This window comes from Egibacter rhizosphaerae (assembly GCF_004322855.1).
GTDB classification, from domain to species: domain Bacteria; phylum Actinomycetota; class Nitriliruptoria; order Euzebyales; family Egibacteraceae; genus Egibacter; species Egibacter rhizosphaerae.
This window is the reverse complement of the sequence record NZ_CP036402.1, coordinates 2,961,292-2,977,280: the sequence shown is the minus strand read 5'-3', so window position 1 is coordinate 2,977,280 and position 15,989 is coordinate 2,961,292. Positions and strand designations below refer to the sequence as shown.

General features: G+C 69.6%; 16 protein-coding genes, 2 pseudogenes and 1 other annotated feature. Of the genes and pseudogenes, 12 read left to right on the top strand and 6 right to left on the bottom strand.

The features are described from left to right. Positions 1–74 precede the first annotated feature (74 nt). Positions 75–1,172, top strand: coding sequence for a DUF1015 family protein (locus tag ER308_RS13990; protein ID WP_131155557.1), 1,098 nt, complete (start codon positions 75–77; stop codon positions 1,170–1,172). A 33-nt stretch (positions 1,173–1,205) separates the two neighbouring features. On the opposite strand, the gene ER308_RS13985 is transcribed toward ER308_RS13990, so the two are convergent. The 4 genes from ER308_RS13985 to ER308_RS13975 form a co-directional block, all read right to left on the bottom strand. Further along, positions 1,206–4,196, bottom strand: a complete 2,991-nt coding sequence (locus ER308_RS13985; RefSeq protein WP_165492100.1) for a helix-turn-helix transcriptional regulator — start codon at positions 4,194–4,196, stop codon at positions 1,206–1,208. Between the two features lie 5 nt (positions 4,197–4,201). Then, positions 4,202–4,885, bottom strand: coding sequence for an RNA polymerase sigma factor (locus tag ER308_RS21710; RefSeq protein WP_165492099.1), 684 nt, complete (start codon positions 4,883–4,885; stop codon positions 4,202–4,204). A gap of 235 nt (positions 4,886–5,120) precedes the next feature. Further along, positions 5,121–5,396: a hypothetical protein gene (locus tag ER308_RS21705; RefSeq protein ID WP_165492098.1), complete on the bottom strand. Its 276-nt coding sequence runs from the start codon at positions 5,394–5,396 to the stop codon at positions 5,121–5,123. 128 nt (positions 5,397–5,524) lie between these two features. Continuing rightward, entirely contained in the window at positions 5,525–5,902 is a 378-nt protein-coding gene (locus ER308_RS13975) for a MerR family transcriptional regulator (RefSeq protein WP_131155554.1), read from the bottom strand. A gap of 81 nt (positions 5,903–5,983) precedes the next feature. Between ER308_RS13975 and ER308_RS13970 the strand changes: the two genes are divergently transcribed. Further along, the gene (locus tag ER308_RS13970; RefSeq protein WP_131155553.1) at positions 5,984–6,289 is read left to right on the top strand and encodes a hypothetical protein; all 306 of its coding nucleotides are present in this window, start codon (positions 5,984–5,986) and stop codon (positions 6,287–6,289) included. 172 nt (positions 6,290–6,461) lie between these two features. Here ER308_RS13970 and ER308_RS13965 read toward each other — a convergent pair. Beyond that, a pseudogene (locus tag ER308_RS13965) lies at positions 6,462–7,304 on the bottom strand (IS1380 family transposase); the annotation flags it as partial. Between the two features lie 641 nt (positions 7,305–7,945). Next, positions 7,946–8,083, bottom strand: a complete 138-nt coding sequence (locus tag ER308_RS21700) for a hypothetical protein (protein ID WP_165492096.1) — start codon at positions 8,081–8,083, stop codon at positions 7,946–7,948. Here ER308_RS21700 and ER308_RS13960 point away from each other — a divergent pair. The 10 genes and pseudogenes from ER308_RS13960 (at position 8,082) to ER308_RS23250 (ending at position 15,946) form a co-directional block, all read left to right on the top strand. Beyond that, on the top strand, positions 8,082–8,306 hold the full coding sequence (locus ER308_RS13960; RefSeq protein ID WP_131155551.1) for a hypothetical protein: 225 nt from the start codon (positions 8,082–8,084) through the stop codon (positions 8,304–8,306). The genes ER308_RS21700 and ER308_RS13960 overlap by 2 nt on opposite strands. A 75-nt stretch (positions 8,307–8,381) precedes the next feature. Then, a pseudogene (locus tag ER308_RS22515) lies at positions 8,382–8,848 on the top strand (ATP-binding cassette domain-containing protein); the annotation flags it as partial. 75 nt (positions 8,849–8,923) lie between these two features. Continuing rightward, on the top strand, positions 8,924–9,151 hold the full coding sequence (locus ER308_RS22510) for an ATP-binding cassette domain-containing protein (RefSeq protein ID WP_240732153.1): 228 nt from the start codon (positions 8,924–8,926) through the stop codon (positions 9,149–9,151). Positions 9,152–9,159: 8 nt separating this feature from the next. Continuing rightward, complete coding sequence (locus ER308_RS13950) at positions 9,160–10,908, top strand: helix-turn-helix domain-containing protein (RefSeq protein WP_131155550.1); 1,749 nt, start codon at positions 9,160–9,162, stop codon at positions 10,906–10,908. 78 nt (positions 10,909–10,986) lie between these two features. Beyond that, entirely contained in the window at positions 10,987–11,439 is a 453-nt protein-coding gene (locus ER308_RS13945; protein ID WP_131155549.1) for a helix-turn-helix domain-containing protein, read from the top strand. Beyond that, positions 11,423–11,728 (top strand): transposase, encoded by a 306-nt coding sequence (locus ER308_RS21695; protein WP_165492095.1) that lies wholly within the window; start codon positions 11,423–11,425, stop codon positions 11,726–11,728. The genes ER308_RS13945 and ER308_RS21695 overlap by 17 nt, the downstream gene beginning before the upstream one ends. Then, positions 11,686–11,802, top strand: a sequence feature (AL1L pseudoknot). Its footprint overlaps the gene before it by 43 nt. Then, a complete protein-coding gene (locus ER308_RS13935) occupies positions 11,728–12,444 on the top strand; it encodes an IS3 family transposase (protein WP_131155547.1) in 717 nt (238 codons plus the stop codon). Its footprint overlaps the feature before it by 75 nt. The genes ER308_RS21695 and ER308_RS13935 overlap by 1 nt, the downstream gene beginning before the upstream one ends. 195 nt (positions 12,445–12,639) lie before the next feature. Further along, entirely contained in the window at positions 12,640–13,719 is a 1,080-nt protein-coding gene (locus tag ER308_RS13930) for an IS110 family RNA-guided transposase (RefSeq protein ID WP_131155546.1), read from the top strand. Then, positions 13,632–13,970 carry an integrase core domain-containing protein gene (locus ER308_RS22505; protein WP_131157031.1) on the top strand — a complete coding sequence of 113 codons (339 nt, stop codon included), beginning with the start codon at positions 13,632–13,634 and terminating at the stop codon, positions 13,968–13,970. The genes ER308_RS13930 and ER308_RS22505 overlap by 88 nt, the downstream gene beginning before the upstream one ends. A 1,001-nt stretch (positions 13,971–14,971) precedes the next feature. Further along, positions 14,972–15,946, top strand: a complete 975-nt coding sequence (locus tag ER308_RS23250) for an LLM class flavin-dependent oxidoreductase (RefSeq protein ID WP_131155545.1) — start codon at positions 14,972–14,974, stop codon at positions 15,944–15,946. Positions 15,947–15,989: the final 43 nt, after the last annotated feature.

Here is a 15,989-nt window from a genome sequence, read left to right as displayed (position 1 = left end):
CGGCCGGCGTCCTGTCCCTGGCTCGCGCCAGGGGACCCTGGCGGGGCGTCGGCACCATGGTCTAGCGTGTAGCCATGGCCAGCGTCCGACCATTCCAGGCACTGCGCTTCGACCCTGCGGCGGCGGGCCCCTTGGAGACGCTCGTCGCGCCGCCCTACGACGTGATCTCGTCGGCCCAGCGCGACGAGTTGCAGGCCTCGAGCCCGCACAACATCACGCACCTCACGCTGCCCGACTCCGCGGACGGGGCCGCGCGCACCCTCGCCGACTGGCGTCAGCGGGGCGTGCTCGTCCGGGACGAGCGGCCGGCCGCGTACGTCATCGAGCAGGACTTCGTCGGCCCCGACGGCATCGCCCGTACCCGGACCGGCCTCGCCGCGTCGCTGGAGGTCGAACCGTACGAGGCGGGCACGATCCTGCCCCACGAGCGCACCCACCGGGGCCCGAAGGAGGATCGCCTGCGGTTGCTGCGGGAGGTCCACACCCAGCTCGAGCCGATCTTCTGCCTCTACCACGGACCCCCGCCGCTGGACCGGCCGGACCGCCCACCGGACCTCGAGATCGAGGGCACGCGGGTGTGGCGCGTCGAGGACGACGGTGCCGTCTCCGACGGCTTCGCCGACCGTGAGCTGCTGATCGCGGACGGGCATCACCGCTACGAGACCGCGCTCGCCTTCCACGAGGAGATGGGCACGCCGGAGAGCGGTCGCACACTGGCAGTGTTGGTCTCCAGCCGGGACGACGGGCTGGCGATCTTCCCGACCCACCGGGTCTTCGAGCGCGCACCGGAGGCGGCGGGATCGCTGCCGGTCGATGTGGTGTCGTCGCACGACGACGCGCACGAGGCGCTCGCGAGCCTCGCGGACCTCGACTACGAGCGGCCCGCAGCGATTCGCTACGCCGCGGACAAGGCGGAGCTGCTCGTCGGACCCCCGGGAGAGCTCGATGTCCAGCTCGTCGACCGGCTCGGCCACGACGGGATCTCCTACACCCCGAGGGCCGAGGAGGCCACCGCCAGCGTCGACCGGGGCGAGGCCGACGTCGCGTTCCTGATCCGGGCGCTGCGCATCGAGGACGTGTTCGCCGTCGCGCGGCGGGGCGAGGTCATGCCGCAGAAGAGCACGTACTTCTATCCCAAGCTCACGTCGGGCCTCCTACTCCATCCCGTGTAGACGTCCCGGGCGGAGCGTGCCCGGTCCGGCACGTCAGTCCGTGGGTGTGGCCGAGTCCGCGCGCGTGGCCGGGTCCGAGGGCGTGGCCAAGCCGAGCCGGTGGGCGACGGCCGCGGCCTCCGTGCGGTTGCGGCATCCGAGCTTGCGCAGGATGTTGGTCACGTGGACGCTCGCGGTCTTGTCCGTGATGTACAGGGCCCGCCCGATCCTCGGGTTCGTCCACCCCTCGGCGAGGAGCTCGAGCACGTCAACCTCACGGTGGGTGAGGCCCAGTTCCGCGGCGGGGTCGGGCGTCTCGGGGTCCTGCCCCCCGTCCTCGCGGTCCACGTCCACCGCGATCCGCGCGCGGAGAGCGAGGGCCTCGACGGCCTCGCGCAATGGCTCGGCCCCGAGCTCACCGGCGGAGGCCAGCGCCTGCCGCAGGGGCTGGCCGATCGCGCCCTCGGGGGCCTGGCCGGCCGCGAGCGCCTCGGCCTGCCGCCACCTCGCGTACGCCGCGTGATGGAGGTGGGGCAAGGCCTCCCAGCGGCGCGCGGCGATCTCCCACTGCTCGGGGGCCGGCTCCTGGCGCGCGCGGCTGGTCTCGGCAACGCTCAGGGCGGCGTAGGCCCGCTGTGGAGGGAGGCCGCCTTCGTCGCGTGCCGCGTCCTCGGCCAGCGCGGCGACGCTCCGGCGCCCCTCCGCGACCACACGCTCCCGACGCAACGGCGCGGCGATCGCGATCCGGTCGGTGTGGGCCCGGATCGCGAGCCACCGCAGGCGTGCCGCCCCGCTCCCGAGGCCGGTGGTGGGCTCGTCCGCCCGCTCCAGGGCGGGACCCACCGTGCCGATGGCGTCGTCGGGGCACCCACGCCACAGCGCGAGTTCAGCGGCCGCCGCGGCGACGTCCTCCTCGTCCAGATCGCCCTGCCGGCAGGCGCCCAGTGCGCGCTCGGCACGGTCGAAGCGGCCCCGAGCGGTCTCCAGGTCGGCGCACAGCGCGCCGGCGATACGAGCGGCCCGCCCCGTGGGCACGTTGCGCAGGACCCGAGCGAGCACCTCCTCGGCCTCATCCCAGCGGCCGAGCGCGAAGCACGCCGACGCGCGCCCCGTCTCCAGCAAGACGCCCTGCCATCGGCCCGCACCGAACTCGCGCGCTCGGGCGGCTCCGTCGCCCGTGACCCTGGCGGCGTCGGCGATCCGCCCAGCGCTGGCGAGCACGAACGCGAGATTCAGTTCCGTGCGCAGCAGCTCCTCGACGTTGCCCGCCGCATCGGCAAGTGCTCGCGCCGCGTGCAAGTGCTCGATGGCGCCGTGGACGTCGCTCCCCCCCAGCAGGGCGAGACCGTTGCGTGCCCGCGCCTCGACGTCGGGGAGGCCGAGCCCCGAAGCCAGCTCCCGCGCCTCCTGGCAGCACGCATCGGCTCGGTCGGGGGAACGGCCCGTCACGGCCAGCATCAGCCCGTAGGTCGCCAGCAGCTCGGCGCGCAGTCGTGACGGCGCGGTGTCGGGGAGCTGCTCGACGGCCGTGCCAGCCTCCTCGACCCCGGTCGAGCTGTCACCGGCGAGCAAGCGGCTGCGGCCGACGATCTGGCGCAACCTCCCGGTCCGCTGGGGATCCGCGTGCTCGAGGGCGTCCGTGGCGAGCCGGGTCGCCGAGGCGTGCTCGCCGCTGAAGTCAGCGGCGGTCGCCGCGCGTTCCAGCACGTCGACGCGGTCGACCCCGGCACACGACGGCGGGTCGCCGGCCTCCTCCCACAGCTCGGCGGCACGCGCGAAGTGCCGGTGCGCCTCACCGAAGCCGTACGTCCGCTCGGCCGTGAATCCGGCGGCCAGCCGCGCCGGCAGCGCACGCTCGGCGATGCCCGCGGCATCCCAGTGGTGCGCCACGACCCCGTCCGTGTCGCTCCCGATCGGGCCCGGCCGGGCGCTCACCGCCTCGGCGATGGCCCCGTGGAGCCGCTGGCGCTCGGCCACCGTCAGCTCGGCTTGCACGACCTCGGCGATCAGGGCATGCCGGAACCGGTAGGTGCGGCCGTCGGGCATGGACTCCAGGATCTGGTGGGTGGCTGCCTCGCGGACACCGACGGCCAGCGCCTCCTCGTCCAGGCCGGCGACGGCGGCAAGCAACCGGTGGTCGACGTCGTGACCGACGACGGCAGCCGCCTCGACCACGGCCCGACCGGCCGGGTCGAGCCGCTCGACCCGGTCGGACAGCAGGTCCCGCAACGTGGGCGGGAGCGCGCGCTCGTCACCTCGGCGCATGCACTCGAGCAGCTCCTCGGCGAACAGCGGATTGCCGTCCGACCGGCGCAGCACCTCCCCGGTCACCTCGTCGGCCACCGGCACGCCGACGAGTCTCTCGACGAGTTCGGCCACCCGTTCCCGATCGAACCGCGCGAGCTCGAGACGCTCGCCGACGCGGCCGTGGTCGAGTTCCAGCAGGAGGGCGCGCAGGGGATCCCCGGGCTGCAGGTGCTCGGTGCGGTACGTGCCGACCAGCAGCACCGGCACGTCGCGGAGGTTGCGTGCGAGGAAGGCCAGTAGCTCGCGCGTGGAATGGTCCGCCCAGTGCAGGTCCTCGATCACCAGCACCACCGGACGGTCGGTGGACAGCCGCTCGAGGAGCTGGAGCAGGCGGAGGAACAACCGATGCTGGGCGGCGGCCTCGACGGGGGGCGCCTCGACCCGCTCGCTTTCGCTCCGTCCGGTCAGCTCGGGCAGCAGCGGCTCGAGTTCGTGTCCCCCCTCGCCGACGAGCCAATCGAGAGCCGGACCGCTGAACGCGACGGCGAGCGGCCGCAGCGCCTCGACCACCGGCGCGTAGCTGAGACCACCGGTTCCGAGCGAGACGCACGCACTCGTGAGCACCCGCGCCCGCACCGGGTCGAGGCCTTGCACGAACTCGCCGACGAGGCGGCTCTTCCCGATCCCCGCCTCCCCGCCGATGAGCACGGTGCAGGGCCGCTCCTCGCCCGCACGCCGCCAGGCGTCGCGCAGGCGCACGAGCTCCTCGTCGCGACCCACGAACCGTCCGGCCGCCACGCGATTCACTCCCCTCGGCCAGGTTGCGACACAGCGGAGTCTACGAAGCTGTCGCGGTCGACACGATGGCGGACCGGTGCCCGCCCCTCGGACGCGACCATCCCCTCGCGCTCCCCCAGATCGCCCACGTCCGCCTCCTCGGCATAGCGCCGCAGGGCTCGGGCGAGGCGCTCCCGTCCGCGATGCAGTTGCGACAGCACGGTCCCCAGCGGCAGGTCGAGGTGGCCGGCGATCTCGTGCGTCGACCACCCGTGGAGGTAGCGCAACACGAGCGGCAGCCGGTACCGGTCCGGCAGCTGGTCCAAGAGGACCCGCACGTCGTGAGCGCTGAACGCGTCGACGCTGTCCACGTGCAGGGTCTCTGCGAAGGGAGGCGGCGTCGACAGGTCCGCGACGTCTCGCGGCGCCGATGCGTCGTCCCCGTCGGTGGGGATCTCGCGCGGCCGGGCGTGGATCGTGCGCACCCGGTCGCGCCAGACGTTGATGAGGATGCTGCGCAACCATGCCGGCGCCGCCACGGGGTCGCGCAGCGAGTGGAACGAGCGGCACGCACGCAACAGGCTCTCCTGCACGAGGTCCTCGGCCTCGGCGCGGGTGAGCCGACGCGCGAGCGCACGCAGGCCGGCCAACTCGTCCCGGGCCAAGCGCTCGAGCTCGGATCGGTGGATGGTTCCCGTGGTCGCTGCCACCTCGTCCCCCCATCGTCGGATCCGCGCCTCTGGCGCTCGTGCGGCCGGAGCCACCGGCTCGCATCGCCATCGCGACGAACCTACGGGGACATCGGAAACACCCGCATCGGCAGGTCCCTTAGATCGGATGACCTCCCTTCTTAGATGGGCCTCGGGCACCCCCGTGGGCCTCTCCCCGCCTCGGATCAGCCTCGAGCGTCCACGCCGGCATCGTTCCGCCGGACCTCGGGGTGCGTCAGCACGGGGTGATCGGCTGTTCGGCCGACAGGGGGCGGCAGTCAGCCGGCGAACGCGGCTCGCTGACGTACTGGGGAGGGACCCCTGCCCGCGGATGCGTCCCTGCCGCCTCCTCGGTCCCTGCCTCGATCTCGATCGTGTCGGGCGGCGGGTCGGACGGGCTGTACCCCTGGGCCACCGGCTCGCAGGCCGCGGCCAGCAGCGCCAGCCCACCCGCCATCACCAGGGCGAGCCCCCGGCGTCGTCCCCGGCCAGGGTCGTGTGACATGGCCATCGCGTCCTCCGTCGTGTCGTCGGCCGTCGGTCAACGGTCGTGACGGTAGGAACGCGAGGGCGGCGGGCTCGTCCGGGAACCGCCCAAGATCGCGCGATACGCCCCCTTATCCCGCGGGCGGTGCCCCCTTACGGGCAGCTGGACCGCTCCTCGTGGGCGGGACACCCCTCGAGGTCCTCGCAGCCGCACGCGAGCGCGGCGTCGATCAGCTCCTGGGCCGTGACGAGCTCCTGAATGCGCGCGGACAGTTGTTCGCGCTTCTCGCGGGCGAGGTGCTGCCACCGGCCGGCGCCGTCGAGCAACTCCTTGATCTCGTCGAGGCTGAACCCCGCGTGCTGAAAGCTCCTGATCACCGTGAGGCGCCGGAGGGCGGAGTCGTCGTAGCGGCGGCCGGTGCCGTCCCGGTCCACGACGGGGACGAGCCCGAGCCGGTCGTAGTAGCGCACGGTCGAGGTCGCCACGCCCGCCCGCCGGGCGACCTCCCCGATGGACAGCGTGTCGGTCATCACCGACCTCCTTGACTTGAAGTCAACTTCAAATCCTAGCGTATCGATCGCCATCGCACCCGACGAGCAAAGGAGCCCGCGATGAGCGACAACGGACGGTTCACGTGCGCCCTCACCCCCGAGGAGGTCGCCTCCCGCCGGGAGACCGATCGCGAGGCGCGCGAGCAGTTCCGGCAGCTACAGGAGCACCAGCCGCGTCGAGCGGTCCTGGAATTCACGCGTGAGGCCGAACCGGCGGTGCGGACGTTCGTGCGCGACGAGTCCCAGTGCTGCTCGTTCTTCGGCTTCGACGTCGGGCTCAACGACGAGTCGACCGTGCTCGAGATCTCCGTTCCCGAGGGAGGCGAGCACATGCTGCAGGGGCTCGTCGAGGAGTTCACGCACTAGCCTCGATTATTCGTGCCGCTTCCGCGAGGGAGTGAGTCGGGTCGGTGAGCGCTGCGGTGGTGCTCTCTCGTCTCTGGAGCGGTGTCGGCAGGTGTGGAGCGGCCGGGCCGTTGCGTTCGGGGGCAGCACGAGGTCGCGGTCGGTGACCGCGTCGTCGTGTCGGGGTGGGTTGTCAAAGGTCGCGGGGCCGGGGGGTCAGACGGGTGCGGGAGGTAGGGCGTAGTCGCTGGAACGCGGCGACGAGCTGGGGGGTCCAGGGCCAGTCGGCGGCCAGGCGCAGGGTGGTGCGCCGACCGCTGCGGACGAGGCGAGCGGCGACGTGCAGCAGCTGGTAGCGCAGGCGTTTGGGTTCGGCGCGGGCGAGCTCGCCGTCGAGCGTGAGTGCTTGGGTCCAGGTGGTGAGGTTGAGCGCGAGCAGCGCCAGCTGTAGCCACACGGCGTTGCGCTGGTAGTCGTCGCAGGGCAGGTTGCCCATGCCGAGATCTTTCAGCGTGCGGATGCGGTCCTCGGCGCGAGCGCGGGCGCGGTGGCGCTGCTCGAGCACGGCGATGTCGCTGTCGGGTTGGTCGGTGAGCAGGGCGGTGAACCGGCACCCGTCGAGGTCTGAGATGGTCTGCTGCGCGCCGGGGTGCAAGGGTTCGCGGCGGATGATCAGCCGCGAGGCGGTGGGCCACCCTTCGGGCAGGTCGACGGTGTCGGTGAGCTCGGTGACCGCGGCGCCTTCGCGCAGTGTGTGGTCTTGGCGGATGGCGGGCTCCCACGCGTGCTCGTCGAGGCCGCGGATGGCGTGCTTGACCGCTTCGGTGACCTCGAAGGTCACCGAGAACCCGCAGCCCTGCTCGCGCGCGTGGGCGAGCAAGGCCTTGGTCGCGTAGCCCGCGTCGCCGCGCACCACGACCTCGCGGTCGTCGCACTGCTCGGGCAGGCCGGCCAGCGCGGCGTCGAGCAGGCAGATGTGAGCGGCGGCGGTGTTGCTGCCGGCGTTGCCGGGGCGCAACAGGCCGGCCAGCGCCTCGCCGGTGCCGTCGCCGGCCTCTAACGACGCCGCAGGCTTCGCTTCATGCTACGGACCGCCCAGTCGCTCCCACCCACGTGGCTTTCGACACTGCGCTTCGACGCCGAGCGTCTCCCCCCGACGCCGGCAGCCTGCTACCGGGCCTCCTGGCAGCTACCCGGACCGGACTCCCACCGGCAGGCGACGACGAGCCTGTCGCGATGGTCAACTACACATCACCTCCGCTGTGCTGGGCGCACGAATAATCGAGGCTTGAGGGCGATCTATGCCGGGGTTGGGAGCAGGTGGCGGGCAGCTCCCCACTCGGAGTTACCCGCCGGGTCCGGACCCGGGTCAGCCGTCCCAAGAAGTGGAGAACGGCCGCCCCCGATCTCGTTCAAACCGTTGGTGTCCCCCAAACGGTGGAGCCATTAGCTTGTGGCTACTACGGTCCACGAGGACCATCTTTATGAGCCTGCAAGGGCGGACGGAGACGCGGACAAGGAGTCCTCTTAATGGGAGTCCTCTTAATGACTCTCCCCCGCGGTACAGACGGTACGCAATTTCGGCAGTCGTGCTCGCCACGCTGGCAATGCTCCTCACGGCCTGCGGCGGGGGCGATGATCCGTCCGACGAAATGGACCTCGTCGAGGACGGGGTGCTCACGATCGCGGTCTGGGGGCAAGCCCCCCGCGGTGGTCATCGAGCCGGACGGGAGCCTCGGCGGCATCGAAGGAGAGCAGTTTGACTCCTTCGCCGAGGTGTACGACCTTGATATCGAGTTCCGTGCCGCCGCTCATGAACTCCTTCGCAACCCTCACCAAAGTGGCGACGCTCGCCGCTGCGGTCAGAGCGACCGAGATGCTCTACGTCGGGCGGAACGAGATGACACGCACCGGCAACCTGCTCGAGATCTCCGCGCTGCTCGTGGTCCTGTACCTCATGCTCACCCTGCCGTTGACCAAGCTCGTCGCCGTTGCCGAGCGCCGACTCCGTGGCACCGCCAGGCGAAGCAATATTTAAGGGGGAACGACCGTGGCACCCAGCACAGGCTCCGGGGAGATAATCGCCCGCCAGTCGACAGAGAGGAACCGGCCGATGACAGATCTCGGGCTCGCGCCCGAATGGAAGGACCTGTCGAAACGGTACGGTCAGTTCGTAGCCCTCGACGAGGTCGACCTCGCAGTCCGCAGCGGCGAGACGGTCTGCATCATGGGCCCCAGCGGCTCCGGCAAGTCGACGCTGCTGCGCTGCTCCAACCTCCTAGAAGAACCCGACGCCGGCCAGCTCCACATCGGTGGAAGGCAGTTCTTCCCCCAGATCGCAAAGCAAAACCACAACCTCACGATCGAGCTGCGGACCCGAACCGCGATAGTCTTCCAGAGCTTCGAGACCTTCCCGCACCTCACCGCGCTCGACAACGTCGCGCTCGCGCCCCAGAAGGTGAGAGGCGTCGCGCAGCACGCCGCCAAGGAGCGCGCCTACAGCCTCCTGGAGCGCGTCGGGCTCGCCAGCTTCGCTGACAAGAAGCCCCCACGCTATCCGGAGGGCAGCAGCAGCGCGTCGCCATCGCCCGCGCGCTCGCGATGGACCCCGACGTCCTGCTGTTCGACGAGCCGACCTCCGCGCATGACCCCGAGATGGTCGGCGAAGTGCTCGCTATCATGAAGGAACTCGCGGGCACCGGCATGACGATGCTCGCCGTGACCCACGAGATGCGCTTCGCCCGCGAGGCCGCCAGCACCGCCGTGAAGATGGATAGCGGCCGCATCGTCGAAGTCGCGCCACCCAGCAAGTTCTTCAGCGAGCCGGCGCACGCCACCACCCGGCGGTTCCTACAAGCAGTCCAGCAAGGCGAGACCTTCTAGTGCCCCGGATGGCTCAGCCCGAGACGCGCAGCGAGCTCAACGCCCTGCGCAACATCGCGTCGGCGGTGAGCTCGAACCTGGACCTCGACTCGTTGTTGAACTCCATCGTATCCTCCGTGGCCGCCAACACCGAATGGGACCTGTGCTGGATCACCGCACTCGACGCTGCCAACGGGACAGCCGAGGTCATCGCCCGCGAAGATAAGCTAACGTGGTCGGACGCCAGCCGGCTGCGGGTCTGGCCGATCGCCGAGATCCCGATCCGGGACGCACTGCACAGCCTCGAGCCCATAATCATCGACGATGCGCAGAATAGCGAATATCGGCTCTACGCTGAGGACGCCCGCGAGCGGGGCTACCGCAGCGGCGCCCTGCTACCGCTGCGGGAGATGCACCCCCACGGCGCGCCGTTGCAACTGTCGGTGCAGTCTCGCGCCCCCGGGCCCATCTCAGGGGAGGCGGTTGAGTTTCTTGAGACCGTCGCTGACCTCGCCTCGATCGCGCTCGTCAACGCGCGCAAAGTCGCTGAGGACCGCCGCAACATCGCCCGGCTCACCAACTCGGTGTCGGCGACCAGCAAGCTCGTCGATGCGGTTCAACGGGGGGACAGCCTCGAAGAGTTGCTCGAGAGCGTCGCCGACAGCTACGACGCGTCGATCATCCTCAGCGACGACAGCGGCGCGGTGGTCCATGTTTGCGCGCCTGCCAGCGCCGCCATCGCCCGCGCCGAGAGTGTGGCCGTGCACCCCACCCGTCACGACCACGACGCCGGCCATCCTGCCCCGAGCGCGGAGATCGGATTGCAGGACCACGCCGGCGAGACGTACGGGACTGTGACCGCACGCTCGTTCACGCTCGGGCAGTGGCCGCGGCACGCGATCCGCGTCCACGTCGTCCGCGATAGCAACGAGCACGGCGTCGAACGCGCCCTCGACCTGCTCGCCAGCGTCGGCGCCCAGCTCGCCGTATCGCGCAGCCTCATGCTCGCACACGACCTCGAAGAGCTCAGCGACGAGATCATCGCCGAACTCGTCGCCTGCGAGGACGAGCCCGTTGTACTCCGCGTCCGCCTCACCAAGCTCGGCGTCAGCACCGCCGGCGGCGAGCGTCTAGTCAAGATCCTGCCCGCCGCCGGTCAGGACGCCTCCCGACTCATCGACTCGTTGCCGCTGCTGGAGCCCCGTTGGCGCAGCGAGCACAGCGGGCTCGTCTCCGGCGGCTGGGTCGGCGACGGGCTCGCTCTCATTGCCCGACCCGCCGCCACCACCGACGACGTCAAGGCGCGCGTCACCGCCCTGCTCGACAGCGCCCGCATCGACCGGGACGCGGTTGCCGTGCTCATCAGCTCCCCGGGAGTGCTGCCCCGGGACGGCAAGCGCATGTGGGACGAGTGCGGACAGCTCGCCTCGCTGTTCGGCGCTGGCGGGGCGACGGCCTACGAGGAGTACGGCACCCTCGGGTTCCTTCTCGGCGCCGGCGCTGACGGGCGCGCCGCCACGTTCATCGACGACACCATCGGGCCGCTGCTCGAGTACGACGAGGCGTCAGGTTCGGACCTCGTGCACACCGTCGAGGTGCTCCTGTCGTCGACGGGAAAGCTCCAAGCTGTCGCCCGCGAGTTGCACATCCATGTGAGCACGCTTCGATACCGCCTCGACCGGGCCGCGGGCCTGCTTGGGATGGATCTCGAGGACCCCGACGCGCGGTTCGCGCTCCTTCTGGCCTGCAGGCTGCGGCGACTGTTCGGTGAGCGATGAGGCTCCTAGTGTCCTGTAGCTAAAGTTTACTGTGGGTTAGGTACTAGGTTTTGCTGGTTGGTGTGGCAGCCTGCCGGTATGAGCGTGCATGCTGAGCAGATGGGACGTCCGGGCCGCAAGGCTGTGCCGGTGGTGCTGACCGGCCGGCAATGCGAGGAGCTCGAGGGGCTGGTCCTGCAGGGGGGTGAGCGTGAGCGGGTGCGGGCCCGGATTGTGCTGGGCGCGGCCGAGGGCCGCTCCAACCGGGAGCTGACGGACGAGCTCGGCTGCAGTGAGCCGACCGTGTCGACGTGGCGGCGGCGGTTCGCTGAGCAGGGGATGGCTGGTCTGGCCGATGCGCGAAGCCAGTCGCAGGCGATGGCGCGGCGGGGGCCCAAGGTGGCGCCGGTGGTGTTGCCCGAGGCGGACCGGGCGGTGCTGCAGCGCTGGACGCGGCGGTCCACGGTGTCCCAAGGGCTGGTGGGACGCCCCGGGGATGGTGGAGAGCGTGGAGTTTGGGAAGGAGAGTGGCTCCATGGCTGCACCACGTAAGTACCCCGAGGAACTGAAGGCGCGGGCTGTGCGTATGGTCCGCGACATCGACGAGCGCGGCGCGATCAAGCGCGTCGCCGATCAGTTGGACATCAACCCTGAGACGTTGCGTAACTGGACCCGGCAGGCCGAGATCGACGACGGCGAGCGCGCGGGCACCAGCAGCGCTGAGCATGAGGAGAACAAGCGGCTGCGCGCGGAGAACGCCGAGCTGCGACGCGCGAACGAGATCCTTCGCAAAGCGTCGGCGTATTTTGCGTCGGCGGAGCTCGACCGCCCACGCCGGTGATGGTTGCCTTCATCGACGATCACAAGGTCGAGCTCGGGGTCGAGCCGATCTGCGCGCAGTTGCCGATCGCCCCGTCGACCTACTACGCCTACAAGCGCCGCCCGCCGTCGGATCGGGCGCTGCGCGACGAGTACCTACGCGAGCAGATCCAGCGGGTCTACGACGCCAACTTCCAGGTGTACGGCGCCCGCAAGGTGTGGATCGAGCTGGGCCGCGAGGGCATCGCCGTGGCGCGCTGCACCGTCGAGCGGCTCATGCGCGCCATGGGCCTGCAAGGAGTGCGTCGCGGCAACACGGCGCCCACGACCACCAGCCCCGACCGTGCCGCCGCGCAGACGCTGCCTGACCTGGTCGACCGCGAGTTCACCGCCGCGCGCCCCGATCAGGTGTGGTGCGCGGATCTGACCTACGTGCCGCTCGAGCGCGGCGGATTCTGCTACGCCGCGCTGATCACCGACGTGTACACCCGCGGGATCGTGGGCTGGGCAGTGGGCACCAGCCTGGCCGCCGACCTGCCGCTGGCCGCGCTCGAGCAGGCGCTGCACCGCCGCGGCGGCGCCCTCGACGGGCTCATCCACCACTCCGATAGGGGCTGTCAATACACCAGCGTGCGCTACGCCGACCGTCTCGACCTCGAACGCATCACCGCCTCAATGGGCTCGGTCGGCGACAGCTACGACTGCGATGATCCTCTTGCTGCCGCTCCGGCGGTCTGACCCTTGCTTACGACTGACCGAGTGTCCTGGCGTTGACTTGTCGATCGCGCGGGGCGGCAGCACCGAGATGGCTCACCGGCCGAGCGGGCAGTGACCTCATAGGAGCCTGACCACACCAGGTCCCCTCGCAGTCCTGTCCGCCCGCCCGACCGGCGAGTGTGACCGTCGACCGTGCGAGCGAGAGGATCAACGGCCATGACCAGCATCGCGCTTGAGCGCTCCGATGTCATCGTCGGAGTCGACACCCACAAGGACCAGCACGTGGCCGTGACCCTCGACGGGCTCGGCGGACGACTCGAGCAACGCTGCGTCCCAGCCACCAACGACGGCTACGCCGAGCTGCTGGCCTGGGCCGATGCTCAGGGACGCGTGGTCGCCTTCGGCGTCGAGGGCACCGGCAGCTACGGCATCGGGCTCGCGCGGTTCTTGCGCCGCCACGCTCGCCGCGTGATCGAGGTCAGCCGTCCCCCGCGCAAGGACCAGCGGCGCGCCGCGGGCAAGAGCGACCCCGTCGACGCCGAGCACGCCGCCCGCCAAGTGCTGGCCGGCACGGCCACGGTCGCGCCCAAGGCCAGCGACGGCGACATCGAGACACTGCGACTGCTCAAGGTCGCCCGCGATACCGCCGTCAAGGCGCAGAGCCAGACCATGGTCACGCTCAAGGCGACCCTGGTGACCGCCAGCGACGACCTGCGCGCCGAACTCGAGGCGCTGTCGAACTTCAAGCTGGTCACCGCCTGCGCCGCGTTCGACTCCGACGACGAGCTCGCCTGCCCCGACACCGCGATGCGCCACGTGCTCGGCGTGCTCGCGCGCCGCTGGCTCGCCCTTCACGCCGAGGCCAAGACGCTGGCGCGCCAGCTCACCCAGCGCACCCAGGCCGCAGCACCCCAGCTGCTCGACGCCTTCGGCGTCGGCCCCGACATCGCTGCCGAACTGCTCATCGCCGTCGGCGACAACGGCGACCGCATCCGCTCCGAAGCCGCGTTCGCCAAGCTCTGCGGCGTCTGCCCCATCCCCGCCTCATCGGGCAAGACCACCCGCCACCGGCTCAACCGTGGCGGCAACCGACAAGCGAACTCCGCGCTGTTCCGCGCCGTCGTCGTGCGCATGCGCTGGCACGAACCCACGCGCACCTACGTCGCGCGCCGCACCGCCGAAGGCAAGTCCAAGCGCGAGATCATCCGCTGCCTCAAGCGCTACCTCGCCCGCGAGCTCTACCACCTGCTCCCACCCACCCAGACCACCGACGAACGGCTTCACTTGGCCGCATAGACGCCCTTGACATCTATAGGAGCTTCAACGCGCTCATCGAGTCCGCGATCGGGCTGTACAAGACCGAGCTCATCGGCCGTCACGGCCCCTGGCCCGCCGCCCTCGACGTCGAACTCGCCACGCTGGAGTACATCAACTGGTTCAACCACAAACGCATCCACACCGCCATCGGCGACCGACCCCCCGCCGAACACGAAGCCGCCCACTGCAACGCGCACAACGACCTGAATCACACCCCCGCAATCCAATAACCACGCCCTCTACAAAATCCGGGGGGTTTCAGTCTCGGGATCGCGCCTCTTGTGCGGCGGCGCTGCGCAGTTGTGCGGTCAGCGGTGCGGTCGGGCCCCACCGACCACCCCCTATTGGCGCGGCCTCTAAGCACATCAAGCGCGTCGGCAGAGGCTTCCGCCGCTTCGAGAACTACCGGCTACGGCCCCTGCCGCACTGCGGCGGCGTCGCATGGCAAGATCAACCCGCAGCGAGACTCAGGAGACGGACTCAACGATTGGTGGCGTAGAGCCAGATTCCTTCCGTCCCGGGCACCGGAGGAACCGGCCCCCCACAGATTCCTAGGAACCGTAGGAAGCTTACCGGCCAGACGCGGCCTAGGCTGCTCGATGCGTTCCTCACGGGGCCGCGGATAGGGAAGGGCATGCAACTCGAAGGTGTGGGTGCCGCGCTTGAGGCAGGACGGGGCGTCCTCCGCCCAGAGTCGCGAACGACGGGTCACCTGAAACCTTCGATCAGGTGGACCCCTCGATTCAGGTGGACCCATTGACTCGACGGCACGCGAGATACGTCTCATCCGCGACTGCCATTGATCGCCTCAGTGGCGATCCGCAGAAAGCGCCAGCTGCGGAGCGTAGGTTTGCTGTCGTCCAGCCTACTGACGACAATAGTCACCCCGGTCTGCAGCGCCGCTGTGCCGGCGCTCCTGGTATGGCCCACCGGCCAATACCGCCACCTCCGGTCCGGCAGCCGACGCGGGCGACCTCTACTGGCCCAGCGTCAGCTCGCTCGCTCACCTCCGCGGCGGCGGCCACCCACAGGTGCGACCCGCCCGCCGCGAACACGCGACGATGCGCGACTACAAGACCAATCGGCTGGGCGCTGGGCGGCTGCCGGGCCTGCAAGGGGCGGGGCAAACTTCAATCCGCAACGCTGCCAGCCTGTCGTCAGCTCCGACGAGCCACTCCTCGTAAACACTCTATCCAAATGACCAACATCAACAGCGGGAGGGTCTCAAAGTATGCGCTTTGGCATCGGACTGCCGACTTGCCGGGAAGGGGTAACTTATCCGCCCGGCTTCGCAGGGCCTCAAGCATTCATCGATATAGCGCAGGCCGCGGAAGGTTTGGGATTCTCCGCCTTGTGGACTAACGACCACTCTACCATACCAAATCGCCTCCGCACGGATGATGAACCGGCGCCCACCTTCTACGAGCCCGCGACCACACTGCCCTACCTTGCTGCATACACAAGTACCATAAGGCTCAAACACGGGGCATTGGTCGCTCCGGTGCGTGGCACACCAGTGCTAGCCGCTCGACAGGCCGCGACTCTAGATGTGCTCTGTCAAGGAAGACATACCCTCGGGCTGTGCATCGGGGGGTACCCAGAAGAATACAGTCAAAACTTCGGAAGCACGCAACCAAGAGGAAGGGGTCGCGCACTCGACGAATTTATCACCTTAACCCACAAACTGTTGCAGGAAAAAACCACTACATTTGCCGGAGACCACTATAGTATAGAAAACCTGCAGCTAACGCCCAAACCAGTGCAGCCTCACCTGCCCATACACTACATGGCGAATTCGGACGCAGGAGTCGACCGAGCCGGTAGACTGGCGGACGGATGGACATTTGTGGGCCTTTCCTATGATGAGATCCAGCGGAAGCGAGAGATCCTTTATAGCGCAGCCGATCGATCATCTCGCCAGCCCAGGGATGTCGAGATATGTCCGCAGATATGGGTGGCGATCGGCGAGACCCAAGGCCAAGCCGAAACGATTGCCCACGCATCTGGCGAATTCAGGCGCTTTGGCACACTCGATGTAGCGACCCTTGCGGTGGGTACGCCTGACAAGGTCGCGTCCAAACTCCGGCCGTTCAAACAAGCCGGCGCGATCGAAGTCGGGACGATAGTGCAAGCGCGGACCGTTTCTGAACTAATACGCTCGATGGAGCTATTATCCAAGGAGGTCGTCCCCGCCTTTGTTGGTTAACTAACCCCAAGTTGACAAGGTTGGAGACGTCAGGATTCAAACC

Coding starts and splice junctions, on each gene's coding strand:
- ER308_RS13945 (WP_131155549.1), top strand. CDS start 10,987: ATGAGCGTGCATGCTGAGCAGATGGGACGTCCGGGCCGCAAGGCTGTG.
- ER308_RS22510 (WP_240732153.1), top strand. CDS start 8,924: ATGGTCGGCGAAGTGCTCGCTATCATGAAGGAACTCGCGGGCACCGGC.
- ER308_RS13960 (WP_131155551.1), top strand. CDS start 8,082: ATGAACTCCTTCGCAACCCTCACCAAAGTGGCGACGCTCGCCGCTGCG.
- ER308_RS21700 (WP_165492096.1), bottom strand. CDS start 8,083: ATGAGCGGCGGCACGGAACTCGATATCAAGGTCGTACACCTCGGCGAA.
- ER308_RS23250 (WP_131155545.1), top strand. CDS start 14,972: ATGCGCTTTGGCATCGGACTGCCGACTTGCCGGGAAGGGGTAACTTAT.
- ER308_RS13990 (WP_131155557.1), top strand. CDS start 75: ATGGCCAGCGTCCGACCATTCCAGGCACTGCGCTTCGACCCTGCGGCG.
- ER308_RS13935 (WP_131155547.1), top strand. CDS start 11,728: ATGGTTGCCTTCATCGACGATCACAAGGTCGAGCTCGGGGTCGAGCCG.
- ER308_RS21705 (WP_165492098.1), bottom strand. CDS start 5,396: ATGGCCATGTCACACGACCCTGGCCGGGGACGACGCCGGGGGCTCGCC.
- ER308_RS13930 (WP_131155546.1), top strand. CDS start 12,640: ATGACCAGCATCGCGCTTGAGCGCTCCGATGTCATCGTCGGAGTCGAC.
- ER308_RS21695 (WP_165492095.1), top strand. CDS start 11,423: ATGGCTGCACCACGTAAGTACCCCGAGGAACTGAAGGCGCGGGCTGTG.
- ER308_RS13975 (WP_131155554.1), bottom strand. CDS start 5,902: ATGACCGACACGCTGTCCATCGGGGAGGTCGCCCGGCGGGCGGGCGTG.
- ER308_RS13950 (WP_131155550.1), top strand. CDS start 9,160: ATGGCTCAGCCCGAGACGCGCAGCGAGCTCAACGCCCTGCGCAACATC.
- ER308_RS13970 (WP_131155553.1), top strand. CDS start 5,984: ATGAGCGACAACGGACGGTTCACGTGCGCCCTCACCCCCGAGGAGGTC.